Raw genomic sequence first — 21,554 nt, forward strand, 5'->3', positions numbered from 1 at the left:
TCAATCCTGCACGTACTCCAGGCCCTGCTCCAGACAGGCCTGGGCCCTTTGCAACTCCCGGCCCAGGTAGAGGGCATGGTCGAGACAACTGAGGGGATGGGGGGATGGTCCCTCGGTGAGGGCAATGCCAACCTGCTTGGCCGTAAGGCCCCGGAACACCGCCAAGGGCTGCCGCGGTGGGCCGCCGCCACGGCAGCTGAGCACTTCGCCGGTTTCCGGATCGGTGGCCAAGCCGCGCCCGTCGATCCCGTTGCCGTAGTGCTCGGCCACCAGCTCCTGGGCCTGGCGGTCGATGCGAATCAGGAAATAGCCCGCCGGATCAAGGGCGATGAACCGCTGGGATAGCTGGTCATCGAGCTGCTGACGGGTGGGGAGCTGGTCAGACATGGGGAGGATCGTAGGCAGCGGTGAAGGGCAGCTCCGCATTCATGGCAGCCATCGCCTCGGCCATCTCGGCATTGGCCCCTGGCAGCCACTGGCGCAGGATCGCCGCAAAGCGGGGATCGCTCCAGCGATGCAAGCTGACCCGGGGTTGGGCCACGAAGCCCCGGCGCCGCTTGTGGCTGCCGCCTGCCCCGGGATCGAAGTGGCGGATGCCGTTGGCAATCGCCCAGGCAATGGGCGCGTAGTAACACACCTCGAAATGGAGGCAGTCGATCTCTGCGTCGCTGCCCCAGTAGCGGCCCCAGAGCTGGTCATCACTGCGAACACACAGGGACATCGCCACAGGGTCGCCGGGATCCTGCCGGTGGGCGCTGAAGAGCACCAGGTGGCGGCGCAGGGCCGGATCCACGGCCAGGGCCTCAAAGAAGGCCTCGCTGAGGTACTTGCTGCCCCAAGCGCCCCAGCGGCTGCAGTGCTGGGCGTAGAAGTGGTGCATGCGTCGCACCAGCTGCGGCGGGATGGCCTCCCCCGCCAGGGCGGTGACCTCCAAACCGGCGGCCGCCACCGCCAGCCGTTCCCGCTTGATGTTGCGGCGCTGGTTGGCGTTGAAGCTGGCCAGATAGGCGCCAAAATCGGGGAATCCGGGGTTGCTCCACAGGCTCTGCTGGTTGACCCAGGCGGCGCAGCCGGCAGCTTCGGCCAACGGCTGCCAGGCAGGGTCGACGTAGAGAAAGTTGCAGCTGAGAATGGCGTTCTGGCGACAGAAGTCATCGATCAGTTCCATCATCAGGGCGGTGATCGCAGCGGAGTCCTCGGCGCGGTCGATCAAGAAGCGATAGCCCTGCACCGGGCTCACCGGACTCATCCCCACCAACTTCGGGTAATAGCTAAGGCCCAGCTGGCCGGCGAGCTGGGCGAAGCTCTGGTCAAACACGAATTCGCCGTAGCTGTGACCCTTGAGATACAAGGGGGCCACCGCCACCAACTGCCCAGCCCGCCACAGGCCCAGGTGGCACCCCTGCCACCCTTGGCGGGGCACGATGCTGGCGCTGGCCTCAAGCTGCTGCAGCCAGCGCCAACGGTAGAAGGGCAGATCCTGGGGATGGGCAGTGGCCAGCAGGGCATCCCAGCTGAGCTCGGGGATCGCGGCGAGGCTCTGGTGCCATTTTGCCTGCAACTCAGCCATGGCAGGCAAAATGGCCGATAGGGAGGCTTGGGGGCAAAACTAGCCAAAGCTGCACCACCTCGGTGCCCAAACCCGTGCCGGCCCTGCTGGCCAACCTCCTTGCCCCTGCCTTGCTGGCACCTGCCTTGCTGGCAAACGTGCTGCAGGCAAACCTGTTATTGCCGGTGTTGCAGCTGCTGCGCCCCCAGCTCGAACAGCGGATCAAAAGCGTCTGTGTGGAAACAGCGGCGGCGGGCAATGGCAACCTGGCCGCCCAGCTGGAAGAGCCCTGCGCCCAACTGGCCCGCCCCACCAGCAAGTGCCTGGTGGAGGAAACCGCTGCGAGCCCCCGCAGCCTGGCGGTGCTGGGCGAGATGGTTCGCGGTGATTTCGGCGCCGACAGCGAGGTGGTCGTGAAACGCTGCCTGGCCCGAATGCTGGGGCTGCCGGCCAACAGCCTTCAACCCATCCCACTCAAGGAGCTGGTGCAGGGATTCGCCAAACCCCGCCGGTAGCTCAGCAGCAACTCATCGCCCTCCAGCCGGCGGAGCTCCTGGAGGTGCCAGTCGCCACTCCCGATCGCCGCCTGCAGGGGCAGCCAGAGGTGGGGCCCGCCCAGCAGCCGGGGACAAAGGCTGAGCTGCAGCTCGTCAATCCAATCCCCCGCCAGCAGGCTGCCGGCCAGGGCCGCGCCCCCCAGCACCACCAGCCGCAGCAAACCCCGCTCCGCCAGGGCATCGATGGCGGAGGCCCAGCCATCCCAATCCAGCCGTGCCTGGAAAGCCGGGGCCTGGGAATCCGGGAAAGGGGGCGCCTGGGGCGGAGCCAGCAACCAGCGCTCGAGGGGCTGGCGCCAGAACGGCAGCTCGAGCGGAATGGAGGCAGTGCGGCTCACCACCACCGCCACCGGCTGGTCAGAGCGGCCGGCGGCAGAGCGCTGGGCCCGCAGATCCTGGGCGTGGATCAGGCAGGTGCTGCCGTGGCGGCGCAGGGTTTCGGCGCCGATCAGGCAGCCATCGGCCCAGGCCAGGGCCTCCTCGAGCACCCGGCGATCACCGGGGCCACCCAGCTGGGCAGCGCCCCCATCGGGGGGCGCCAACCGGCCATCCAGGCTCACCGCCAGCACCAGCCGCAGCACTGGCCGCAGCATGGGCCTCAGCCGGCCACCAGGGCTTCCAGGGCCGCGGGCACCATCTCGAGCTGGGGGGTTTCGGCGAACACCTCGGCGGCGTTGTTGGGGCTTTCCTGCAGGCGCACCTTGTGCAGCCGGGCACCGCTGGCGGCGATCGGAGCGGTAAGCAGATCGGCTATGTGCAGGGCGATGTTCTCGGCGGTGGGCACGGTGCTGGCGAAGTGCTCCACGTCCTTGTTGAGGAAGGTGTGGTCGAAGGGCTCCACCACCAGCTCGTCGACAAGCCGCTGCAGGGCCGCCAGATCACAGACCATGCCAGTGCGGGCATCGATCGGGCCGCGGACGGTGACATCGAGCAGGTAGTTGTGGCCATGGCCATGGGGCCGGGCGCACTTGCCGTAGATCGCCTCGTTTTCGCCCTGGGAGAGCTCGGGCCGGGCCAGGCGATGGGCGGCGGCGAAGTGGGTGCGGATTGAGAGGAAGGCTTCCATGGGGGTCGGGTCGGAGCCGGGGGCGAGCAGGTCGACCCAGAGCGTGTCGGTTTCGTGCAGGCGCAGCCCCACCAGGGGCAGCTGGGGGGCCAGGCGGGTCCAGATGGCCTGGCAGAGGGCCTCGGTGGTGGGCAGCCGCCCCTCCGTACGGCCCAGATCAAACTCCGGCCAGGCTTCATTGAGGAAGCGGAAGTCGAGCTGGTCTGTGACCTCCGCCCGAATGGCGTGCTTCACCTCAGAGAGGTTGAGCACCATGCCGTCGCCGTCGAGGGCCCCACCCATCGCCACGATCAGGGTGTAATTGTGACCGTGGCCAGGGGCCAGGCTGCAGGGCCCAAAGCGGGCTTGGTTCTGCTCGGCAGTGAGCTCGGGCAGCCAATAGAGATGGCTGGCACTGAAGCTGGCCCGGCGAGTGATCACGCAAGGGCGACCCCGGCCATGGCTGGGACCTACCGCTGGCCCGGTGACTGGGGCGGTTGAAGTGGCCGTCATCGCCCGGGGTTGGTGGCCCTTCATCCTAGAAACGGGCCCTGGGCCTTGGCGCTGCTGGCATGACCTCCCCCCCCCATCCCACCCATCAGGCCCTGGCCCAAAGGCTTCAGGGCCTCAACCTCTATCTGGTCGGGATGATGGGAGCCGGCAAGAGTGCGGTGGGCCGCCCCCTGGCCCAATCCCTGGGCTACCGCTTCCTCGATGCCGATAACGCGATCGAACAGGTGGCCGGCCGCACCATCCCGGAAATTTTTGCCAGCGACGGGGAAGCCGGGTTTCGCGACCTGGAAACGGCGGTGCTGGGCCAGATCGCCGGCTGGCATTCGCTGGTGGTGGCCACCGGCGGAGGGGTCGTGACCCGGCCGGAGAACTGGGGTCACATGCGCCAGGGGGTGGTGGTATGGCTGGATGCGCCCCCATCCCTGCTACTGGAGCGGCTGCGCCGCGATCCCACACCGAGGCCCCTGCTGGAGGCCGTAGACCCCACCGCCCGCCTCGGAGAGCTGCTGGGCCAGCGCCAGCCCCTCTACGGGCAGGCCGACCTGCGGATCCAGCAGGATGGGGCCGATCCCGGCCAGGTGGCCGGCCAGGTGCTGGCGGGGCTGCCGGCCATCCTCAAGCAACCGGCTGCCGCGCCCCAGGCCCCGATCAGCCTGCGCAACGCCGCTGGCAACAGCACCGTCTCACTCAACTGAGCCCGGGGGCTCGATCCGCACGGCGAACCACTGGATCGCCCGACCAGGGGCAAGCTCGAGTTCGCAGGCCGTTGCCAGCAGCCGCTCGGCCCGTTCGCTGGAGGTGGCCAGGACCGCCAAGTCGGCCGGCATGGGCTCGAGCTGCTCGAGCTTCCCCTCAAGCCAGGCCAGGGTTTCGGCTGCAGTGAGAATTTGCTCAGCCCCGGCGGGTTCGAGCACCACGTAATGATCAAGCTCCCGCAGGAGGGGATCGGACATGGCAGCAGCCCTATTGGCACCCATCCTGGCGCTGCTGCTGGCGGTGAGTTCGACCGCGCTGGCCGATCGGGCCAGCGGCTGGCCCGAGTGGCGCCTGCCGGCGCCCCTGGCCCGCCCCTCAAACCTGAGGGGCCAACGGGATCTCACCTACCCAGCCTGGATGGAGGGCCGCTGGCAGCTACACAGCGACAACTTCGATGTGGTGGTGCAATTTGCCGCTGACGCCAACGGTGCCGTGGTGGGCGATCGGGCCGGCAACGCGGCGGCGATCGGGCGGGCGCTGCTGGGGGAAGCCCTGCTGGAGGTGGCGGACGACCCCACCAACCCCAACCGCCAAATCGCCTTGCTGCGCGGCAACCAGCGGCTCGAATCCACGGTGGTGGGGCGGCGCAGCGAAACGCCGGATGGGGATCACTTCTGGGCCGATGAACTTGCCCTGCAGGTGCTGCATGGGCCGGGCGATCCGCGGGTGAGCAGGGTGGAAACCCTCAGCCACTACAGCCGCCACAGCGACGGCAGCGTGGGCGCCGAGCAGTGGCAGGCCAGCTACCCCTCGCCCGCCCTGGGGTTGGCCGCAGAGGCCAGCAGCAGCAACCACTTCAGCCTCGAGCTGACCCCCTTCAACCCTGATGCCCAAACCAAACCCGAGGCTCGAGTCAGCCCCTGCCGGCCTCCGCCGCAATCCGATCCCGCCAGCTGAACAGGGGCTCCAGCAGGGGATGGTCGAAGATTCCACCCACCCCCAAACCCGCCAAGGGGACGCCGCTGCTGGTGGGAAATTTGAGCAACCCCAACTGGGCCACCACGGCCAGATCGGCCAGGGAGAGGCGGTCGCCCACCAGATAGGGCTGGTCGCCCACCAGCACGGCGAGCTGCTCGAGGTTGGTCTGCAGTTGCTGGCGCTCGGCTACGCCAATCACGCTGACCAGCGCCTCGCCCACGCCGGCCAGCACCCCGCCGGGCAGGCTGGTCACCAGTTGGCGCAAGGGGCCCGGGGTGGAATCGGGCAGCAGGGCAGAGCGGAGCTGGGCGTCTGTGGCCGCGGCCTGCACCAGGGCCAGCCGGCAGCCCGCCGCCAGGGCCGTATCGGCCCAGTCTTCAACCAGCAGCACCCTGGCCCGCTCTGCCGGGGCCTCGGGCAGCAGTTGGGGCTCGGGCTGGTGCCGCTCGAGATAGAGGGCAATGGCGGTGGAATCGGCGATCACCTCAGAGCCATCCACCAGCACGGGCACCTGGCGTTGGCCGGAGAGACGGAACAGCTCCAACTGGCCCAGGCCAGGGCTCACCTCCACAACGGTGTAGTCGAGCCCTTTGACCGCCAAGACCAGCCGCACCTTCTCGCAGAAGGCGGAATGCCTGAACTGGTAGAGCTCCATCGGTCAAATCCAGCCTCTGGGCGGCAGAGTAGCCAGCACGCAGCAACGACCGACCAAGCCCGCCCGATGAAGGACTTTTTCCTCAATGTGACGCGCTACCCGCGCTACCTGGTGGCCTTTGGCCTGGGTTTGGCCAATTCGGTCTTCGAGCCCCTGGCCGCCAGGGGCCGCAATCCAGTCACTGCCGTGGCCCTGATTGGGGCCAGCATCAGCGGCCTGCTCAGCCTCGCCCTGATCCTGCATGCGATGGTGAATCCCATACCACTGGCATAGCCATGGCACAGAGCCGAAGGGTGGAGCGGGTGGCTTCCCTGATCCGCCGGGAAGTCAGCGAACTGATGATTGGTGGGATCAAGGACGTCCGGGTTAACCAGGGAATGGTGAGTGTCACCAGCGTGGAGGTGGCGGGCGATCTGCAGCACTGCAAGATTTTTGTCAGCATTTACGGCAGCGAGGAAGATCGGGCCCAGGCCATGGCGGGCCTGGGCTCGGCCCGCGCCTATGTCAAAGGGGAGCTGGGCCGGAGGCTGAAGATGCGGCGCACGCCCGAGGTGGTGTTCGTGCTGGATCGGGGCATCGAGAAGGGCACCTCGGTGCTGGGCTTGCTCAACCGGCTCGAGGGGGAGCGGCAAACCAAGGGCGAACCAGCCGAAGCCAGTGAGTTCTGAGGCCGGGCCAGACACCGGCGCCAGGCCCGATGGGGCCCTGCTGCGGCTGATCCACCAGCTGCTGGTGGTGCGCACCAGCGGCAAACTGGCGGATCACCAGCGCGGCTATCCCCGCTGGGAGTTGGCCAATGCCGAACTGCGCAGCTTGCTCGAAGCCGGTGTGGGCGGCGTGATCCTGCTGGGCGGCAGTGCGGCCGAGCTGGCTCTGCGCTGCGCCCAGCTCGGCCGCTGGGCCGGCCAACCCCTGCTGCTCTGCGCCGACGTGGAGGAGGGGGTGGGCCAACGCTTTGACGGAGCCACCTGGCTGGTGCCGCCCCTGGCCCTGGGCCGGCTGCATAGGCGGGAGCCCGAGCGGGCCCTGGCCCTCGCCGAGCGCTACGGCCGCTGCACCGGCCGGGAGGCCCGGGCCCTGGGGCTCAACTGGGTGCTGGGGCCGGTGTGTGACGTCAACAACAACCCCGCCAACCCGGTGATCAACGTGCGGGCCTGGGGAGAGGATCCGGCCACGGCCGGCGCCCTGGCGACGGCCTTCCTGCAGGGCGTGCAGGCAGAAGGGGTGTTGAGCTGCGCCAAGCACTTCCCCGGCCACGGGGACACCAGCAGCGATTCCCACCTCACCCTGCCCCTGCTAGCACACAGCCGGGAGCGGCTGGCGGCGATCGAACTGCCCCCCTTTCAACAGGCGATCGCCGCCGGGGTGGCCTCGGTTATGACAGCCCACCTGATGCTGCCCGCCCTCGATGGCGAGCGGCCAGCCACCCTGTCCAAGCCTGTGCTCACGGGCCTGCTGCGCCGGGAGTTGGGCTTCGAAGGCCTGATCGTTACCGATGCCCTGGTTATGGACGCCATCACCGGCCGCTACGGCGCCGGCGAGGCTGCGGTGCTCGCCCTGGAGGCCGGCGCCGACCTGGTGCTGATGCCCGCCGACGCCGGCGCCGCCATAGGGGCCATAGCGGCAGCGCTGCAGGCCGGGCGCCTGGACCGGGAGCAACTGGAGGCCAGTGCCGAGCGGCGACGGCGGGCCCTGGCGGGGCTCGGGGCTGGGGTACCAGGAGCGGCTGGGGCGCCAAGTGCGAGCCGGCCCGACCCCGACCCCGAAGCCGCCGCCGAGCCCGACCAGGCCCTGGCCCTGGAGCTGGTGAGGGCCACCCTGGAGGCCAGCCCCGGAGGCACAAGGCCGCCCCAACCTGGGGTGAACCTGATCCGGCTGGATTCGGCCCTAGCCGCCCCCTTCCTGCCAGCCACAGCCCCGGCAGTGGCCAAACCGGAGGCCCAGGGCTGGCGCACCGTACTGGTGGAGGGCCGCAGCCCCAGCCCCTGGAGCGGCCTGGCCGAGGCGCCGCTGGCCCTGGAGCGGCTGGGGCCTGGGCCGGTGTTGCTGCAGCTGTTCGTGCGGGGCAATCCCTTTCGCGGCAGCGCCAACAGCGCCGAGCCCTGGCCCGCAGCCCTGAGCCAACTGGCCGCCTCTGGCCGCCTGGCGGGGCTGGTGGTCTACGGCAGCCCCTACCTCTGGGACCAGTTGCAGCCCCTGCTGCCGCCGGGCACAGCCGGGGTCTACAGCCCCGGCCAGATGCCCCTGGCCCAGGCCGAAGCCCTGGCAAGGCTCGGCATGGGAGAGGATGGCGAGCAAAATATATTTACAACCTAATAAATGGTTCCATCTTCCGGCAATTCAAACTACTTAAAAGGCGCCTGGTATCCAGTTGCTCGCTCAAAGGCGATCAAAAAAAATGTGCTTCTCAAGTCGAAAGTTGCCGGCATACCAATTGTGCTAACCAGACAGGGCAAGCCCTGCGCCCTGGTTGATAGCTGCCCCCATCGGGGCTTTCCCTTGAGCTATGGATCCATTGATAAAAATGAAATCCAATGCAAATACCATGGCTGGAAGATCAATGCAATCAATGGGGACTGCATCTCCATTCCCTGCCTCACCGAAGCCCAGAAGAAACTGGGCATTGAGGCCAAAATAAAATCCCAGTCCCTGGCTTGTGTCGAGCGTGGGGGGGGGGGGGGGGGGGGGAATGACATGGGTTTATATCCCCTGCGGCAAAGAGAGGGCTTACACATGTCTTGAATCGCTGCCGGCCAGCTTTGATAGGGATCCGGACGTATACATCGAAAAGGTTTTCAAGGCTGACATCGATCAATCCACAATTGGCCTCATCGACCCCGTGCACGTGCCTTTTGTGCACACCAGCAGCTGGTGGAAAAAAACAAATCCCCAAGACTTTAAAATCGAGCAAAGAGACTTTGAACCCAGCCAGCGCGGCTTCACCCTCAAAAAACACGTCATCACCAATTCGGGTAAACCCTACAAGCTGCTCGGCGAACCAGTTGAAACGGAAATACGCTTTGAGCTGCCCTCTCTTCGGCTAGAAATCATCCAAGGCACGCGCCATGCCGCCTGTTCCCTGACGGTGCTTGCCCCAATCGACCAGCAGACAACCAGGGTGCATCAATGCCTTTACTGGAGCCCACCCTGGCTGTTGCCACTCAAGCCGATCCTAAAGGCACTCGGAGATACATTTCTGGATCAAGATCGCGTCATTGTCGAACAACAACAAGAGGGGATTGCCCACAATCCTGTATTGACATTGGTTGAGGGTGCGGACACCCAAGCCAAGTGGTATTTACGGATCAAACGCGAAATGGAGCGCTGCCAAAGTGAGGGGATTCCCTTTGCAAATCCCCTCACGCCGGCCAGTCTGGAATGGATGAGCTGATCTTCGCCCATGCTCAGCCTCTCGATGATCGTGCGCAACGAAGCGGAGCGGCTGGAGCGCTGCCTGGCCTCGGTGGCCGGCTTCGTAGACGAGATGGTGGTGCTGGACACCGGCTCCAGTGATGCCACCATCGCCATCGCCGCAGGATGGGGTGCAGTGGTGCACCAGCTGCCCTGGCCGGGGGATTTCGCCCCAGCCCGCAATGCCGCCCTACAACACGTGCGGGGCGACTGGGTGCTGGTGCTCGACGCCGATGAGTGGCTGCTGAGCGAAGCCCGGGGGCCACTGAGGCAGCTGATGGGCCAGAGCGATCTGCTGCTGATCAACCTGCTGCGCCAGGAGCGGGGGGCGGCCCAATCTCCCTACTCCAACGTGAGCCGCCTGTTCCGGCGCCATCCGGCCATCCACTGGAGCCGGCCTTACCACTCGATGGTGGATGACAGCGTGCTGGCCCTGCTGGAGCAGGAGCCCCACTGGCGACTGGCCGATTGCGACGTGCCGGCCCTGGGCCACGATGGCTACCGGAGCGAGCTGCTGGCCAGCGGCGACAAGGCCAGGCGGCTGCGTCAGGCGATGGAGGCCGATCTGGCCGCCCATCCAGGCGATCCCTACGCCTGCGCCAAGCTCGGCAGTCTGGAGGTGAGCGAGGGCAAGCGCGAGCGCGGCATCGCCCTGCTGGAGCAGGGGCTGGCCCAGTGCCCAAGTTCAAGTCAGCCGGTGCGCTACGAGCTGCTGCTGCACCTGGCCATCGCGGTGGCCGGCAGCGACCCGGCCCGCGCCGAGCAGCTCTACCGCCAGGCCCTGGCCCTGCCGCTGCCGCCACGGCTCACCCTGGCGGCCCGGCTGAATCTGGCCGGGCTGCTTCAGGAAGCCGGCGCCCTGGAGGAGGCCTGCGCCCTTTGCCAGCAGGCCACCGCGGCCGCTCCGGAACTAGCGCTGGGCTGGCTGCAGCTGGGGCTGGTGGAACGCCGCCGGGGGCGGATTGGGGCGGCAATTGGGGCCTACCGCACAGCCCTGCAACGGGACCCAAACCATGCCAGCGCCCACCAGAATCTGGCGGTGGCCCTGCTGCTGGGCGGTGACCTGGCCGGTGCGCGCTCGGGCTTCCGCCGCGCCATCGAGCTGCTCCGGCAGCAAAACCGCCCTGATGAAGCTGAGGCTTTACGGCGGCAGGCCGGCACGATGGTCAAGCTGGATGGGGCGTAATGGCAGATCTGGGCGGCCGCACTATCGCCGTGACCCGGGCCGAAACCCAGCTGGGGGAGGCCCGGCGCCTGTTTGAGGCGGCCGGGGCCTCAGTGGTCGACCTGCCGGCCCTGGTGGTGACACCGCCCGATGAATGGGGGCCGCTCGACGATGCCCTGGCCGAACTCGAAGACTTCCACTGGCTGGTTTTCTCCAGTGGCAACGGCGTGGAAGCCGTGGAGCAGCGACTGCGCCGCCTCGGGCGCAGCCTGGCCCACCGCCCCAGCGGCCTCAGGATTGCCGCGGTTGGCCGCAAAACCGCCCGGCAGCTCGAGGCCCTCGGCGCCCCTGCCGACTTCATCCCGCCCAGCTTCGTGGCCGACAGCCTGCTGGAGCACTTCCCCGCCCCTGGCTGGGGCCTGCGGCTGCTGCTGCCCCGGGTGCAGAGCGGCGGCCGCACCCTGCTGGCGGAGGCCTTCGCCGAGGCCGGCGCCCGGGTGGTGGAGGTGGCGGCCTACGAAACCCGCTGCCCAGCTGGCCTGCCCAGCGCCGCGGTGGCAGCCCTGGAGCAGGGGCGCCTGGATGGAATCACCTTCAGCAGCTGCAAAACCGTCAGCCACACCTGCACGATGCTCGAAGCGGCCTTTGGACCGAGCTGGGTCACCCAACTGGAGGGGGTGGCCGTGGTGTCGATCGGGCCCCAAACCAGTGAACGCTGCCGGGCCCTGCTGGGCCGGGTGGATGGGGAAGCCGATCCTCACGACCTGGCGGGGCTGGTGGAGGCCTGCGGCCGCTGCCTCGGAGCGGGGCCCTAGGGATACCGGGTTTGAACCAGATCCCGGAAACGGTCGAGGTTGGCCTGGAGTTCCTTGGTGACGATTCCCCCCAGGATGCTGGGCTCCATAAGGGGCGCCAAGATGCCGGGCAGCTCGTAGCTGACGCTCAGCTTCACCGCCGTAAAGCCGTCATCCTGGGGGTAAAAGCGCACCGCCCCTTTGGTGGGCAGGCCTCCGACCGACTCCCAATGCAGCTGCTGGGCCTCGACCCGGTGACTGATGCGGGCCTTCCAGTGGAAGCGAAAACCCTGGGCGGCCAGGGTCCAGTCGGTGAGGTCTGGATCGTTGGGTTCGGTGACCACCGATTCAATCCAGCGCATCCACTGGGGCATGGATTCCAGGTCGCTCCACACCTCCCACACCTGCTCCACTGGGGCGTGGATCTCGGTGGTGACGCTGTGCTCAAGCCATCTGCCCATGAAATGTCCTACGCGATCGTGGTGGTGGTGGCCAGGATCGCCGTGGCGGCCAGACGCCCACTCATGGTGGCGCCTTCCATCGAATCGATGTAGTCCTGCTTGGTGTAACTTCCGGCCATAAAGAAATTGCTAACCGGTGTGCTCTGGTCGGGCCGGTAGGACTCCATGCCAGGCGCCTCTCGGTAGAGGGACTGGGCCAGCTTCACCACATTGCTCCACACCAGCTTCAAGTTGGCGGCGGAGGGGAACAGGGCTCGCACCTGGGCATCGGTGTGGGCCACGATTTGCTCGGTTTTGCTGGGGATCCAGCGATCGCCGGGGGTGAGCACGCACTGGAGCAGGGAACCCAGCCCCTCCCTGCGGTAGTCAACGGGGCTGGCCAGGGCCAGGTCGGCGAAGCAGCTGAAATCGGCGTCGGCGGTGTAGAGCAGATTGTTGAGGCCACTGGGATGGGCCAGATCACGGCGGGCCGCCTCCTGCGCGGCCCCATCCCCGAGTTCGGTCACCCAGCCGTCGTAGCGCAACTGCACCGTGGCCACCGGCACCGCCTCCAACTTGTAGAGGTTGTCAAACAGGGGCCAGCGGCGCCAGGCCGGCGGGATTAGGCGCTGGATGCCGGGCACGTCACAGGCGGCGAGATAGGCATCGGCCTCCACGCTGATCTCGCCCTCGGGGCTGCCGAGGCTGAGGCCGGTGACCTTGGTGGCGCCGGCCGCTGAATCTTCGAAGTGCACCTGGCTGACCCGGTGGCGCAGGTGCAGGCGGCCGCCGCGCTGCTCGATGTAGTCGAAGATCGGGCCGGTGAGCCAGCGGTGGGGCGAACCCTTGAGCAGGTTGAGCTTGGAGGCCTCGGTTTTGGAGGCAAACATCATGAAGATGGTGAGCATGCAGCGGGCCGAAATGGCCTCGCAGTCGATGAAGCCGAGGGCATAGGCGATCGGATTCCACATCCGCTTGATGCTCTGCTGGCTGCCGCCATGGCCGAGGAACCACTGCTGAAAGCTGATCCGATCGAGGTCGCGGATCACCTTCATGGCCCCCTCGTAATCCACCAGGCCGCGCACGATCGGGCTGGTGCCAAGGGCCAGGGCATTGCGCAGCTTGTCGATCCAGCCCAGCTGGGGGGTGGTGAAGAAGGCCTTGAGGCCGTTGAAGGGGGCGCCGAGGGCAAAGCGGAAGTCGAGCTCGCGCAGGTCACCGCCGCTGTTCACAAACAGGTGGGTGTGGTCCTTGGGCAGCAGGTTGTCGATCCCGCCCACCTTGCGCAGCAGGGCAAAGAGGTTGGTGTAATTGAAAAAGAACACATGCAACCCCATCTCGATGTGGTTGCCTTCCCCATCCACCCAGCTGCCCACCTTGCCGCCCAGGAAGGGCCGGGCCTCATAGAGATCCACCTGGTGGCCAGCGTCCACCAGGTCAACCGCCGCCGCCAACCCGGCCAATCCAGCTCCCACAATGGCGACCCGCACCCCGTTGCACCCTCAAAGTTGGGACGACTCTATGGAGACAACCCACCAGGCAGCGGCTGGGCGGGCTACATACAGTGGGTCCAGCAGGTATTGAGCCCGATGAGCACCGCAACCTTCACCGCCAAGGACGGCAAGGGGATCCAGATCACCGAGCCGGCCATGAAGCAGCTGGCGGCGCTGATGGGCCAGCAGGGCGCCGGCAAGGTGCTGCGGGTGGGGGTGCGCTCCGGGGGCTGCAGCGGTATGAGCTACACGATGGATTTCGTCGATGCCTGTGCGATCCAGGGGGATGACGAGCGCTACACCTACGAACCTAGCGGTGCCCCAAGCTTCCAGGTGGTGTGCGATCCCAAGAGCCTGCTCTACATCTATGGGATGCAGCTGGACTTTTCCTCGGCCCTGATCGGCGGCGGCTTCAACTTCACCAACCCCAACGCCAGCCAGACCTGCGGCTGCGGCAGCTCGTTTGCGGTGTGAACCAGAGCGCCCTGCCGAGCGATCTAGATCTGCTGGTGCTGTTCGGCTCACGGGCCAAAGGCTCCGCAAACGAATCGAGCGATGGCTTGGTCGGCCAGTTGTCCGACCAGATGGCAATCTGAGGTCACGACCAGGCCTGCCGCCTCCCCATGACCTCCCCAGAAGCATCCTCCCTGTTCGAGCAGGCCATGGAGCGCTACCAGCAGGGGGCGGCGCCGGCCGACTTGATCGGCAGCTTCGTTGCCATCACGGAGCAATCCCCCAACCAGGCGGCGGGATGGACCTGCCTGGCCTGGCTGCAGCTGCTGGATGGCCAGCACCAGAGCGCCCTGCGCTCCGCCAAGACCGCGGTGCGCCTCAACCCCCAGGACCCCCAGGCGCGCATCAACCTGAGCCTGGCCATGCTGGAAACCGGCGCCAAGGGAGTGCGCGAACACATTGAGATCGTGCAACGGGTGTTGGCGATGGCCCCGGAGATGGCGGCGGAGCTCAACGCCTCGATCGCCGATGGCCTGGTGCGCCAACCGGGCTGGAAGGCGATGGAAAAGGTGAAGGCCTGGCTCGCGGCTTGAAACCGGTTCTGCTGCTCAGCAACGGCCATGGGGAAGACCTCAGTGGCGCCCTGGTGGCTTCCCAACTGATCCAGATGGGCATTGCCGTGGAGGCCCTGCCACTGGTGGGCCATGGCGCCAGCTACCGCCAACTGGGCATTCCCGTGCTGGGCCGCACCCGCAACTGCAGCACCGGCGGCCTGGGCTACACCAGCCTGGCGGGGCGCATCGCCGAACTGCTCGAGGGCCAGATGCTTTACGTACTGAGCCGCCTGCTGCTGTTGAGGCGGCGGCGGCGCCACTACGGGCTGGTGCTGGCCGTCGGCGATCTGCTGGCCGTGCTGGGGGGCTGGTTTTCAGGCCTGCCCACTGCCGTGTATCTGGTGGCCTACTCCAGCCACTACGAGGGCCGGCTGAGGCTGCCCTGGCCCTGCGGCTGGCTGCTGGGCCGGCCAGGCATCAGGGCAATCTGGAGCCGCGATGAGCTCAGCGCCGCCGACCTCAGCGGGCAACTGGGGCGGTCCGCCAGCTTCCTTGGCAACCCCTTTCTCGATGCGGTGAGCAGCCACGAAACCCCACCAGCGGGGGCAGGGGATCCGGAGCTGCTCCTGGTGCCAGGCAGCCGCCTGCCGGAAGCGGCCCGCAATCTGGCTCTGATGCTGGAGCTGCTGGCCCAGCTGCCTGGGAAATTGCCAGTGGAATGGCCGGGGGGTCGGCGCCTGCGGCTGCGGGCCGCCCTGGTGCCTGGCCTGGAGCGGGCCTGCATCGCCCAGCTGGCAGCACCCCTGGGCTGGAAGCTGGAGGGAGAGGACCGGCTGGTGCGGGGGCCCCTGGAGCTGGAGCTGAGCTGGGGCGGGTTTGGGCAACTGCTGCCCCGCGCCCAACTGGTGCTCTGCAGCGCCGGCACCGCGGCGGAGCAGGCGGTGGGGCTGGCCATACCGGTGCTGCAGCTACCTGGCCAGGGACCCCAATTCACGCCGGGATTCGCCGAGGCCCAGCGCCGCCTGCTCGGTGCTGGGGTGTTCTGCGCCCCAGATCCCGCCAGCGCCGCCGAACTGGCGTACCAACTGCTGGAACAGCAGCTGGATCCGATCCGGGGGCCGGCCCTGCGCCAGCAGCTGGCGACAATTGGCCAGGAGCGCATCGGCAGGCCTGGGGGCAGCCAGGCCATGGCCGGAGCGATCATGAACCTGCTTGCGGCTTCGGCGCGATGACCCCCCCCCCCACCCGGTTGCAGCAGCTCAAGGGCGCCATGGACACCCTGCTGGTGGTGGATGTGTTTGTGGTGATCGCCGGCGCGTTGTGGTTTGCCACGGCCGTGGTGTTGCACAGCCAGCACGTGGAGGGGCCTCTGACCCTGTTCCAAAAGCTGTGGGAGCCGCTGTTCACTCCCGCGATCGGGCTGCTGATGGGCGCTGCCCTGCTCAGCGGAGTGCTGGGCTGGTGGCAGCGGCGAGGGCAGCGTTGAGATCGGGGTGGGAGAAACTGAATCCCTGGGCCAGCAGGCGCTCGGGCAGCACCTGCTGGCCCTCGAGCACCACCTGGGCCCCATCGCCGAGCAGCAGCTGCAGCACCGGCGCGGGCACCGGCAGCAGGCTGGGCCGGCCCATGACCTGGCCCAGGGCAGCGGCAAAGGCGCCCATGGTGGTGGGCTGGGGGCTGACGGCGTTGTAGACGCCGCTGTAGGAGCCATCCTCGAGGGCGGTGGCGATCAGGCGGCAGAGGTCATGGCGGTGAATCCAGCTCATCCACTGGCGCCCCGTGCCAACGGGGCCACCGAAACCCATGCGAAAAACGGGCAGCATCTTGCCGAGGGCGCCGCCATCTGCGGCGAGCACGATGCCGATGCGCAGCTTCACCAGGCGGCAGCCGGTGGGCACCTGGTCGGCGGCGGCTTCCCACTGCTGGCAGATCTCGGCCAGAAAGTCGCTGCCGGCGGGGCTGGATTCGCTGAACTGGGCCTGGAGGCTGGCGCCGTAATAGCCCACCGCTGAGCCGTTGACGAGCACCGCCGGGGGGCGCTGCTGGCGCGCCATCGCCGCCACCAAAAGCTCGGTGCTGCGCACCCGGCTGCGGAGCAACAGCTCGCGGTGGGCCGGGGTCCAGCGGCGCTCGGCAATCGGCTCGCCGGCGAGATTTACCACCCCATCGGCCTGGGCGACGGCCAGCTCGAGGCCGGTGCCGGCCCAGCTGGCGGGGTCGGCCGGATCGCCCTGGATGCAGTTGAGCCGCTCACCCACCAGGACGGGAAAGGGCTGGAGCTGGCGGCTCACAAGGGTGAGCTCATGGCCCAGCTCCAGCAGCAGGGGCACCAACTCACGGCCGACAAAGCCTGAGCAGCCAAGCAACAGCAGACGCATCGATTCAGCCCAGATGGGCCAAGGCTAGGCCTTAACCTGGCCCCAGCTAGATCCCCTGCTGTGGCCGATCAGACCCCGCTAAAGAAGGGCAACCTGGTGCGCGTCAACGGGGCGGCCTATGCGGGCAGCCTGGAGGCCGCAGCCAGCGAGGCCCCCCTACCCGGCTACTTACTGGAAGGCCCGGGCGAAATCCTGGCCATCAAGGGCGCCTACGCCCAGCTGCGCTGGCGCCGACCGGTGCCCGATGTGTGGCTCAGGCTGGATCAGCTGGAAGCGTATTCCAGCTAGGGGGTCGAGCCTTCGCCAACCAACAACAATGCTTCAATATCACACTTGAGTATCGATAGATCTGAGTGCGCTACGCCGAGCACAACATCGTCGTCAACAGCGCTATAGTCATGTGCCAATAAATTTCGGAAGTCGATAGCCAACCTAGCGCCTGCGATTCTCGAAAAAAGCTTTGGGCTGACCGACTCAAGCCGTCGCAGAGCCTCCCCAATGAGGATAAATTCACGTTCAACAGATGACCGAATTGAGCGCTTAGATCGATAGGTCTCAAGATCTACGTCGCTGAGAACCTCTTCAATCGCTCGGCACGCCTCCGAGGCATCGACGAAGTAAGCCGCTGGATCACGCGCCATAGATTTGCTGCCTTGTGGCTGCGATCTCGCGAGCGATGATGGGATTGCGAACAGCACCCGACATCACCAAATCCACATCGGCACATAAAAGGTGGTGGAGTGCATCACGCATGCCAAAGAAAGCATGGGCTTTGCGAACAGGCGACATGGGCTGAAAATCAACCAGAAAATCCAAATCGCTTAAGCCAGGTCGATAATCTGGCCTGAGCACTGAACCAAACACATACAGGCGATCAACCCCATGCTGCTTGCAAAGCTCAGCGATGGCGGGTTGATTTCGCTCAATCAACGGGAGCATAGGGAGAGAGGCAGCGCTCATGCAATTCTGCACCCTGTTCCCCCTGCGGAAAGGCATTCGCCCCCCAACTTGAGACCAGCTCTCAACGCCGCAGCACACGCGAATCGACCAGCAACTGGCAGCGGCGAGCCTTGGCCTGGCGCAATAGCTCACGAGCATCGTGCAGGTAGGAATCCACGTAGCCCATGGTGTAGCGCTCGAGCTCAGCCAGCCCGTCTTGAACCAGGCTGAGGCAGTGATAGAGATCCAGGCCAAAGGCCTGCACAGGGCGGGGGCAGGCGTGGGAGCGGTAGAGCAGCTCCACCTTGGCCATGCGGGCGGTGGCCTGCTCCAGGAAGGTGCAGAAGGCCCCCATCAAGGTGTCGTCGTAGGGGTCGGCGGAAAGGGCCTTGAGCTGGGCTGGAAAAGGGTTGATCACTTGAGCCAGAAGCCGATCAATCGGCGCATACACCTGCTGCAACCACTGTTGCAACACGGCATCAGTGGCAGCGCTGCGTGTCGACTGAGCACGGGCCCGCCTCACCGAAAAGCTGGCGCCAGCTGGATCTAAAGAGGTGGGCGCGCTGAGGTCGTAGCGGCGGCGGCGATCGGCATCGCGTAATACCTCCCAGGCTGCATTTAGGGCCAGGATTGTGCGGTCATCGCCGCCAGCATCCGGATGATGCTGCTTCACCAGGGCCCGGTAAGCGGCCTTGATCTCAACGCCGCTGGCCGTGGGCGAAACACCCAGCACGCGATAAGGATCTGCAGTGGGTTCAGCAGCAGCCAGGGCGAGGCCTCCGCAAGCAAAGGAATTTGTTGATGACTTTAGGAACTCAAGCCCCACTGCCTGCCAATATCGCTTGTTGCTGCCCAACAAAAAACCCCAGCCAAGGCTGGGGTTGATTGAGGTGTGTATTGAGAAGTGGAGGACAAAGGACCGGAGGTGTGTGAGGAATCCGGCCCAGTTGGGTTCTGAGGATCAGAACTTGAAGGTGGTCTTCAGCAGGCCGCCAACGGTGTCAGAAGCTCCGCTGTTCTCGATGTAGAAGAAAGCAGGGGTAACACTGATGTTATCGGTGACTTGGAACTTGTAGAACAGTTCGTAAGCGATGGTGCTTTCAGCACCATCGAACCAGATACCACCGGTACCAAGACCTGCACCCAGGCCGACTTGGCCAGCGCTACCGATTGCCATACCAAGAGCGTTGCCCTTGATGAAGGCATCAGCCCACTGAATGCCAACCATCCAGCTCCAGCTGTCGTCGAGGACGGCTAAATTAGATTTGCCGTAGCCAAAACCTGCACTGATTGAAGGCACCCAGCTGGCATCCGAAGGCTGCCAATAACCACTCAGGCCCATGTTGTTAGCATACACACCACCAAGCTCAGCAAAATCCGAGTAGGTATAAGCAAGGGCGGCACCGAAATTCTTGCCGGCGTAGCCAACCTGGGTGGTGAAGGTGTAGGCCTCGCCAACACCGATGGTGGAATCTTCAGAAGAAGCTTCGTTGGAAACGAAGTTAGCACTGACGCTGAAACCCTCTTTCTGATACCAAAGGCCAACACCAGCGCCCAGATTCAGGCTGTAAGTACCACGGGCACCTGCATAGGTGAACAGGTCGAGGATGGTGTCTGAGGGATAAACGCTGGGCCACATGGCCAGCATGTCGTCCTGACGGACCTTGGCACCAAAGGTGGCAGTCACGCCGTCACCCACGGGGAACTGATAGAAGAGGCGGTTGATGCCAACCACGTCAACACCACCGCCAACGCCAGCATCTTCTTGGAAGGCGACTTCCAAGGCCGTATTGCCGTTGGAGAAAGCCGAGTCAGCGAAGTTGCCTGAACGCAGAGTGGTGCGCAGCAGGTCTTTACCGGTGAAGCTGGTATCGAAGTTCAGGCGAACGTCGTAGTTCATGGTGACGTCGTCACCAAAACCTGTGTTGGAGCCGCCGCCCAACACCATGGTGGCAATACCTTTCAGCTTGGTGGTGGTGGAGAACTGGTTAGCTTCCAGTTCGCCCACTTTGGCCTCGAGGCCATCCACACGGCCCTTAAGGATGGCGAGTTCCTTCTCGAACTCGGTCATCAGCTTCTTGAGCTCGTCGGTCACTTCGGTGACGCGGTCGAGGCAAGCGTTAAGGAGGGCAGCGGCTTCAAAACGGGTCATCGCCTTGCCACCCTTGTAGGTGCCATTGGGATAGCCAGCCACGCAGCCGTAGCGCTCGATCAGGTTGGACAGAGCCTGGTAAGCCCAGTCGGTGGGCTTGACGTCGGAAAACTGGGAGATGCTGGTGACTTGCTCCTCGGAGGCGTACTTGTTGACGCCGTCCAGATTGAGCTCAGCTGCGGTAGCGGCCACGGGGGCCAGCAGACCAAGAGCTGCAGGAGCAACCAGCAGTTGCTGGAAGAGTTTCATGGGTGTTCCTCACACGAGATTGGCGCAATGCGCCGCACCCATACTGACCAGATATCACGCCTACTGCACCAGCAGATGTGCCAGTGCACACAATGACACCTGGATCAGGTCACCTGGCCCGCGATGGCTGGCTCCAAAAACGATGCCCCCGGCGGGCACAGGGCTCGCCGGGGGCTCTCGCCGGGCCGCAATCAGCCGCGAAACCAACTAGAGGGCATTCTCCGCGATCAGCAGACCCTGGTTTAAGTAACTGGAACTCACGGGCACCTCCTCCTGGGGGGATTGGGGCCAGCCGGCGATGCATTCGGCATCCGCCGGGGCCGTTGGCCTCTGCGAAATGCCACATCACTGCTGACAGAACTTGGCAAATCTAACCAGAAAAAAAGCGCCCCCGGGAGGGGACGCTTAGGGAAACAGCTAAAGCTGACAGGCCTTGCTCAGAGAGCGTTGCCGCGGGGCAAAACCTCTTCAGGGAAGACGAAGTTTTCATGCGGCTGGTCAGCCGGTGCCATCCAGGCACGCAGGCCTTCATTCAGCAAGATGTTCTTGGTGTAGAAGGTTTCAAATTCAGGGTCCTCTGCTGCGCGGATCTCCTGGGACACGAAGTCGTAGGCGCGCAGGTTGAGGGCCAGGCCGATGATGCCGATGCTGCTGGTCCAAAGACCCATCACCGGCACAAACAGCATGAAGAAGTGCAGCCAGCGCTTGTTGGAGAAGGCGATCCCGAAGATCTGGCTCCAGAAGCGGTTGGCGGTGACCATTGAGTAGGTCTCCTCTTCCTGGGTGGGCTCGAACGCCTTGAAGGTGTTCGACTGATCGCTGTCCTCAAACAGGGTGTTCTCCACCGTGGCGCCATGGATGGCGCACAGCAGGGCACCGCCGAGGATGCCGGCCACTCCCATCATGTGGAAGGGGTTCAGCGTCCAGTTGTGGAAGCCCTGCAGGAAGAGCAGGAAGCGGAAAATCGCCGCCACCCCGAAGCTGGGAGCAAAGAACCAGCTGCTCTGGCCGAGGGGGTACATCAGGAAGACACTGACGAACACCGCGATCGGACCGGAGAATGCGATGGCGTTGTAGGGGCGGATGCCCACTAGCCGGGCAATCTCAAACTGACGCAGCATGAAGCCGATCAGGGAGAAGGCACCGTGCAGAGCCACGAAGGGCCAAAGGCCACCCAGTTGGCACCAACGCACGAAGTCACCCTGGGCTTCTGGGCCCCAGAGCAACAGCAGGCTGTGGCCCATGGCATCAGCAGGGGTGCTGACGGCGGCGGTAAGGAAATTGCAGCCCTCCAGGTAAGAGCTGGCAATGCCGTGGGTGTACCACGATGTAACAAAGGTGGTGCCGGTGAGCCAGCCGCCAAGGGCGAGATAGGCGGTGGGAAACAGGAGCAGACCTGACCAACCGACAAAGACAAAGCGGTCGCGCTTGAGCCAGTCATCGAGGACGTCGAACCATCCCCGCTGTGGCGCGCGCCCTAGAGCGATAGTCATGAGAGGCGTGCTTCATGAAGCGTTACATCCCGAATCCTAC

At 65.6% G+C, this 21,554-nt stretch carries 30 protein-coding genes; 16 read left to right on the top strand and 14 right to left on the bottom strand.

Annotated elements, in window-relative coordinates:
* Both H8F27_RS05035 and H8F27_RS05040 read right to left on the bottom strand, forming a co-directional pair.
* On the bottom strand, window positions 1-387 hold the full coding sequence (locus H8F27_RS05035) for a DUF4346 domain-containing protein (RefSeq protein WP_197151772.1): 387 nt from the start codon (window positions 385-387) through the stop codon (window positions 1-3).
* Window positions 380-1,570 carry a GNAT family N-acetyltransferase gene (locus H8F27_RS05040; RefSeq protein WP_197151774.1) on the bottom strand — a complete coding sequence of 397 codons (1,191 nt, stop codon included), beginning with the start codon at window positions 1,568-1,570 and terminating at the stop codon, window positions 380-382. Before H8F27_RS05040 ends, H8F27_RS05035 begins: the two co-directional genes overlap by 8 nt.
* A 62-nt stretch (window positions 1,571-1,632) precedes the next feature.
* Here H8F27_RS05040 and H8F27_RS05045 point away from each other — a divergent pair, with 62 nt between their 5' ends.
* Complete coding sequence (locus H8F27_RS05045) at window positions 1,633-2,064, top strand: hypothetical protein (protein ID WP_231596530.1); 432 nt, start codon at window positions 1,633-1,635, stop codon at window positions 2,062-2,064.
* Here H8F27_RS05045 and H8F27_RS05050 read toward each other — a convergent pair.
* A complete protein-coding gene (locus tag H8F27_RS05050; protein WP_197151776.1) occupies window positions 2,010-2,699 on the bottom strand; it encodes a RibD family protein in 690 nt (229 codons plus the stop codon). The genes H8F27_RS05045 and H8F27_RS05050 overlap by 55 nt on opposite strands.
* Window positions 2,700-2,704: 5 nt before the next feature.
* The gene (locus H8F27_RS05055; protein WP_197151777.1) at window positions 2,705-3,664 is read right to left on the bottom strand and encodes a 6-carboxytetrahydropterin synthase; all 960 of its coding nucleotides are present in this window, start codon (window positions 3,662-3,664) and stop codon (window positions 2,705-2,707) included.
* 59 nt (window positions 3,665-3,723) lie between these two features.
* On the opposite strand from H8F27_RS05055, the gene H8F27_RS05060 reads away from it, so the two are divergent.
* The gene (locus H8F27_RS05060) at window positions 3,724-4,359 is read left to right on the top strand and encodes a shikimate kinase (RefSeq protein WP_197151779.1); all 636 of its coding nucleotides are present in this window, start codon (window positions 3,724-3,726) and stop codon (window positions 4,357-4,359) included.
* Here H8F27_RS05060 and H8F27_RS05065 read toward each other — a convergent pair.
* Window positions 4,348-4,617, bottom strand: a complete 270-nt coding sequence (locus H8F27_RS05065; protein ID WP_197151785.1) for a chlororespiratory reduction protein 7 — start codon at window positions 4,615-4,617, stop codon at window positions 4,348-4,350. The genes H8F27_RS05060 and H8F27_RS05065 overlap by 12 nt on opposite strands.
* On the opposite strand from H8F27_RS05065, the gene H8F27_RS05070 reads away from it, so the two are divergent.
* Window positions 4,616-5,317 carry a DUF6816 family protein gene (locus H8F27_RS05070; protein ID WP_197151786.1) on the top strand — a complete coding sequence of 234 codons (702 nt, stop codon included), beginning with the start codon at window positions 4,616-4,618 and terminating at the stop codon, window positions 5,315-5,317. The two genes, H8F27_RS05065 and H8F27_RS05070, sit on opposite strands and share 2 nt — an antisense overlap.
* On the opposite strand, the gene H8F27_RS05075 is transcribed toward H8F27_RS05070, so the two are convergent.
* Complete coding sequence (locus tag H8F27_RS05075; protein WP_197151788.1) at window positions 5,274-5,993, bottom strand: glutathione S-transferase family protein; 720 nt, start codon at window positions 5,991-5,993, stop codon at window positions 5,274-5,276. The two genes, H8F27_RS05070 and H8F27_RS05075, sit on opposite strands and share 44 nt — an antisense overlap.
* Window positions 5,994-6,059: 66 nt before the next feature.
* Here H8F27_RS05075 and H8F27_RS05080 point away from each other — a divergent pair, with 66 nt between their 5' ends.
* From H8F27_RS05080 to H8F27_RS05110, 7 genes are read left to right on the top strand one after another with little or no spacing between them, the layout of a single operon-like run.
* Window positions 6,060-6,266 (top strand): DUF751 family protein, encoded by a 207-nt coding sequence (locus H8F27_RS05080; RefSeq protein WP_197151790.1) that lies wholly within the window; start codon window positions 6,060-6,062, stop codon window positions 6,264-6,266.
* A gap of 2 nt (window positions 6,267-6,268) precedes the next feature.
* Window positions 6,269-6,661, top strand: a complete 393-nt coding sequence (gene rbfA / locus H8F27_RS05085) for a 30S ribosome-binding factor RbfA (protein WP_197151792.1) — start codon at window positions 6,269-6,271, stop codon at window positions 6,659-6,661.
* Window positions 6,651-8,309 (top strand): glycoside hydrolase family 3 N-terminal domain-containing protein, encoded by a 1,659-nt coding sequence (locus H8F27_RS05090; protein ID WP_231596531.1) that lies wholly within the window; start codon window positions 6,651-6,653, stop codon window positions 8,307-8,309. The genes rbfA and H8F27_RS05090 overlap by 11 nt, the downstream gene beginning before the upstream one ends.
* 3 nt (window positions 8,310-8,312) lie before the next feature.
* Window positions 8,313-8,735 (top strand): Rieske 2Fe-2S domain-containing protein, encoded by a 423-nt coding sequence (locus H8F27_RS05095; protein ID WP_197151793.1) that lies wholly within the window; start codon window positions 8,313-8,315, stop codon window positions 8,733-8,735.
* On the top strand, window positions 8,683-9,384 hold the full coding sequence (locus H8F27_RS05100) for a hypothetical protein (RefSeq protein ID WP_197151795.1): 702 nt from the start codon (window positions 8,683-8,685) through the stop codon (window positions 9,382-9,384). Before H8F27_RS05095 ends, H8F27_RS05100 begins: the two co-directional genes overlap by 53 nt.
* A 9-nt stretch (window positions 9,385-9,393) precedes the next feature.
* Entirely contained in the window at window positions 9,394-10,590 is a 1,197-nt protein-coding gene (locus H8F27_RS05105) for a glycosyltransferase (RefSeq protein WP_197151797.1), read from the top strand.
* Window positions 10,590-11,384 carry a uroporphyrinogen-III synthase gene (locus tag H8F27_RS05110; RefSeq protein ID WP_197151798.1) on the top strand — a complete coding sequence of 265 codons (795 nt, stop codon included), beginning with the start codon at window positions 10,590-10,592 and terminating at the stop codon, window positions 11,382-11,384. Before H8F27_RS05105 ends, H8F27_RS05110 begins: the two co-directional genes overlap by 1 nt.
* Here the strand turns inward: H8F27_RS05110 and H8F27_RS05115 are convergent.
* Together H8F27_RS05115 and zds are read right to left on the bottom strand one after the other, a co-directional pair.
* Complete coding sequence (locus H8F27_RS05115; protein WP_197151800.1) at window positions 11,381-11,824, bottom strand: SRPBCC family protein; 444 nt, start codon at window positions 11,822-11,824, stop codon at window positions 11,381-11,383. The two genes, H8F27_RS05110 and H8F27_RS05115, sit on opposite strands and share 4 nt — an antisense overlap.
* A gap of 8 nt (window positions 11,825-11,832) precedes the next feature.
* Complete coding sequence (gene zds / locus H8F27_RS05120; protein ID WP_197151802.1) at window positions 11,833-13,293, bottom strand: 9,9'-di-cis-zeta-carotene desaturase; 1,461 nt, start codon at window positions 13,291-13,293, stop codon at window positions 11,833-11,835.
* A gap of 99 nt (window positions 13,294-13,392) precedes the next feature.
* On the opposite strand from zds, the gene H8F27_RS05125 reads away from it, so the two are divergent.
* Genes H8F27_RS05125 through H8F27_RS05140 form a run of 5 tightly spaced genes read left to right on the top strand, consistent with a single transcriptional unit; the run spans window position 13,393 to window position 15,789 of the window.
* On the top strand, window positions 13,393-13,770 hold the full coding sequence (locus H8F27_RS05125) for an iron-sulfur cluster assembly accessory protein (protein ID WP_197151804.1): 378 nt from the start codon (window positions 13,393-13,395) through the stop codon (window positions 13,768-13,770).
* Window positions 13,767-13,892, top strand: coding sequence for a hypothetical protein (locus tag H8F27_RS17950; protein WP_255517737.1), 126 nt, complete (start codon window positions 13,767-13,769; stop codon window positions 13,890-13,892). The genes H8F27_RS05125 and H8F27_RS17950 overlap by 4 nt, the downstream gene beginning before the upstream one ends.
* A 27-nt stretch (window positions 13,893-13,919) precedes the next feature.
* Window positions 13,920-14,342 (top strand): hypothetical protein, encoded by a 423-nt coding sequence (locus tag H8F27_RS05130; protein ID WP_197151806.1) that lies wholly within the window; start codon window positions 13,920-13,922, stop codon window positions 14,340-14,342.
* Window positions 14,339-15,535, top strand: a complete 1,197-nt coding sequence (locus tag H8F27_RS05135) for a lipid-A-disaccharide synthase-related protein (protein ID WP_197151808.1) — start codon at window positions 14,339-14,341, stop codon at window positions 15,533-15,535. Before H8F27_RS05130 ends, H8F27_RS05135 begins: the two co-directional genes overlap by 4 nt.
* On the top strand, window positions 15,532-15,789 hold the full coding sequence (locus H8F27_RS05140; protein WP_197151809.1) for a hypothetical protein: 258 nt from the start codon (window positions 15,532-15,534) through the stop codon (window positions 15,787-15,789). The genes H8F27_RS05135 and H8F27_RS05140 overlap by 4 nt, the downstream gene beginning before the upstream one ends.
* Here H8F27_RS05140 and H8F27_RS05145 read toward each other — a convergent pair.
* Window positions 15,746-16,681, bottom strand: a complete 936-nt coding sequence (locus H8F27_RS05145) for a TIGR01777 family oxidoreductase (protein ID WP_197151811.1) — start codon at window positions 16,679-16,681, stop codon at window positions 15,746-15,748. The genes H8F27_RS05140 and H8F27_RS05145 overlap by 44 nt on opposite strands.
* Before the next feature lie 36 nt (window positions 16,682-16,717).
* On the opposite strand from H8F27_RS05145, the gene ndhO reads away from it, so the two are divergent.
* A complete protein-coding gene (gene ndhO, locus H8F27_RS05150) occupies window positions 16,718-16,969 on the top strand; it encodes an NAD(P)H-quinone oxidoreductase subunit O (protein WP_370594493.1) in 252 nt (83 codons plus the stop codon).
* On the opposite strand, the gene H8F27_RS18190 is transcribed toward ndhO, so the two are convergent.
* From H8F27_RS18190 to psbD, 5 genes are all read right to left on the bottom strand, one after another.
* Entirely contained in the window at window positions 16,966-17,322 is a 357-nt protein-coding gene (locus H8F27_RS18190) for a DUF86 domain-containing protein (protein ID WP_197151814.1), read from the bottom strand. The genes ndhO and H8F27_RS18190 overlap by 4 nt on opposite strands.
* Complete coding sequence (locus tag H8F27_RS05160; protein ID WP_197151815.1) at window positions 17,312-17,620, bottom strand: nucleotidyltransferase family protein; 309 nt, start codon at window positions 17,618-17,620, stop codon at window positions 17,312-17,314. The genes H8F27_RS18190 and H8F27_RS05160 overlap by 11 nt, the downstream gene beginning before the upstream one ends.
* 82 nt (window positions 17,621-17,702) lie before the next feature.
* Window positions 17,703-18,353 (bottom strand): DnaJ domain-containing protein, encoded by a 651-nt coding sequence (locus H8F27_RS05165; RefSeq protein WP_231596532.1) that lies wholly within the window; start codon window positions 18,351-18,353, stop codon window positions 17,703-17,705.
* 228 nt (window positions 18,354-18,581) lie between these two features.
* On the bottom strand, window positions 18,582-20,021 hold the full coding sequence (locus H8F27_RS05170; RefSeq protein WP_197151817.1) for an iron uptake porin: 1,440 nt from the start codon (window positions 20,019-20,021) through the stop codon (window positions 18,582-18,584).
* 437 nt (window positions 20,022-20,458) lie between these two features.
* Window positions 20,459-21,514: a photosystem II D2 protein (photosystem q(a) protein) gene (psbD, locus tag H8F27_RS05175; protein WP_197151129.1), complete on the bottom strand. Its 1,056-nt coding sequence runs from the start codon at window positions 21,512-21,514 to the stop codon at window positions 20,459-20,461.
* Window positions 21,515-21,554 lie beyond the last annotated feature (40 nt).

This window comes from Synechococcus sp. CBW1108, from assembly GCF_015840335.1.
GTDB lineage: Bacteria > Cyanobacteriota > Cyanobacteriia > PCC-6307 > Cyanobiaceae > Cyanobium_A.

Bases quoted from the DNA above. Each gene is read 5' to 3' on its own strand.
- H8F27_RS05050 (WP_197151776.1), bottom strand. From the start codon at position 2,699: ATGCTGCGGCCAGTGCTGCGGCTGGTGCTGGCGGTGAGCCTGGATGGC.
- H8F27_RS05080 (WP_197151790.1), top strand. From the start codon at position 6,060: ATGAAGGACTTTTTCCTCAATGTGACGCGCTACCCGCGCTACCTGGTG.
- H8F27_RS05130 (WP_197151806.1), top strand. From the start codon at position 13,920: ATGACCTCCCCAGAAGCATCCTCCCTGTTCGAGCAGGCCATGGAGCGC.
- H8F27_RS05145 (WP_197151811.1), bottom strand. From the start codon at position 16,681: ATGCGTCTGCTGTTGCTTGGCTGCTCAGGCTTTGTCGGCCGTGAGTTG.
- H8F27_RS18190 (WP_197151814.1), bottom strand. From the start codon at position 17,322: ATGGCGCGTGATCCAGCGGCTTACTTCGTCGATGCCTCGGAGGCGTGC.
- H8F27_RS05055 (WP_197151777.1), bottom strand. From the start codon at position 3,664: ATGACGGCCACTTCAACCGCCCCAGTCACCGGGCCAGCGGTAGGTCCC.
- H8F27_RS05035 (WP_197151772.1), bottom strand. From the start codon at position 387: ATGTCTGACCAGCTCCCCACCCGTCAGCAGCTCGATGACCAGCTATCC.
- H8F27_RS05060 (WP_197151779.1), top strand. From the start codon at position 3,724: ATGACCTCCCCCCCCCATCCCACCCATCAGGCCCTGGCCCAAAGGCTT.
- H8F27_RS05095 (WP_197151793.1), top strand. From the start codon at position 8,313: ATGGTTCCATCTTCCGGCAATTCAAACTACTTAAAAGGCGCCTGGTAT.
- H8F27_RS05110 (WP_197151798.1), top strand. From the start codon at position 10,590: ATGGCAGATCTGGGCGGCCGCACTATCGCCGTGACCCGGGCCGAAACC.
- H8F27_RS05105 (WP_197151797.1), top strand. From the start codon at position 9,394: ATGCTCAGCCTCTCGATGATCGTGCGCAACGAAGCGGAGCGGCTGGAG.
- H8F27_RS05170 (WP_197151817.1), bottom strand. From the start codon at position 20,021: ATGAAACTCTTCCAGCAACTGCTGGTTGCTCCTGCAGCTCTTGGTCTG.
- H8F27_RS05115 (WP_197151800.1), bottom strand. From the start codon at position 11,824: ATGGGCAGATGGCTTGAGCACAGCGTCACCACCGAGATCCACGCCCCA.
- H8F27_RS05070 (WP_197151786.1), top strand. From the start codon at position 4,616: ATGGCAGCAGCCCTATTGGCACCCATCCTGGCGCTGCTGCTGGCGGTG.
- H8F27_RS05040 (WP_197151774.1), bottom strand. From the start codon at position 1,570: ATGGCTGAGTTGCAGGCAAAATGGCACCAGAGCCTCGCCGCGATCCCC.
- H8F27_RS05125 (WP_197151804.1), top strand. From the start codon at position 13,393: ATGAGCACCGCAACCTTCACCGCCAAGGACGGCAAGGGGATCCAGATC.
- rbfA (WP_197151792.1), top strand. From the start codon at position 6,269: ATGGCACAGAGCCGAAGGGTGGAGCGGGTGGCTTCCCTGATCCGCCGG.
- H8F27_RS05075 (WP_197151788.1), bottom strand. From the start codon at position 5,993: ATGGAGCTCTACCAGTTCAGGCATTCCGCCTTCTGCGAGAAGGTGCGG.
- psbD (WP_197151129.1), bottom strand. From the start codon at position 21,514: ATGACTATCGCTCTAGGGCGCGCGCCACAGCGGGGATGGTTCGACGTC.
- H8F27_RS05065 (WP_197151785.1), bottom strand. From the start codon at position 4,617: ATGTCCGATCCCCTCCTGCGGGAGCTTGATCATTACGTGGTGCTCGAA.
- H8F27_RS05100 (WP_197151795.1), top strand. From the start codon at position 8,683: ATGACATGGGTTTATATCCCCTGCGGCAAAGAGAGGGCTTACACATGT.
- H8F27_RS05160 (WP_197151815.1), bottom strand. From the start codon at position 17,620: ATGCTCCCGTTGATTGAGCGAAATCAACCCGCCATCGCTGAGCTTTGC.
- H8F27_RS05140 (WP_197151809.1), top strand. From the start codon at position 15,532: ATGACCCCCCCCCCCACCCGGTTGCAGCAGCTCAAGGGCGCCATGGAC.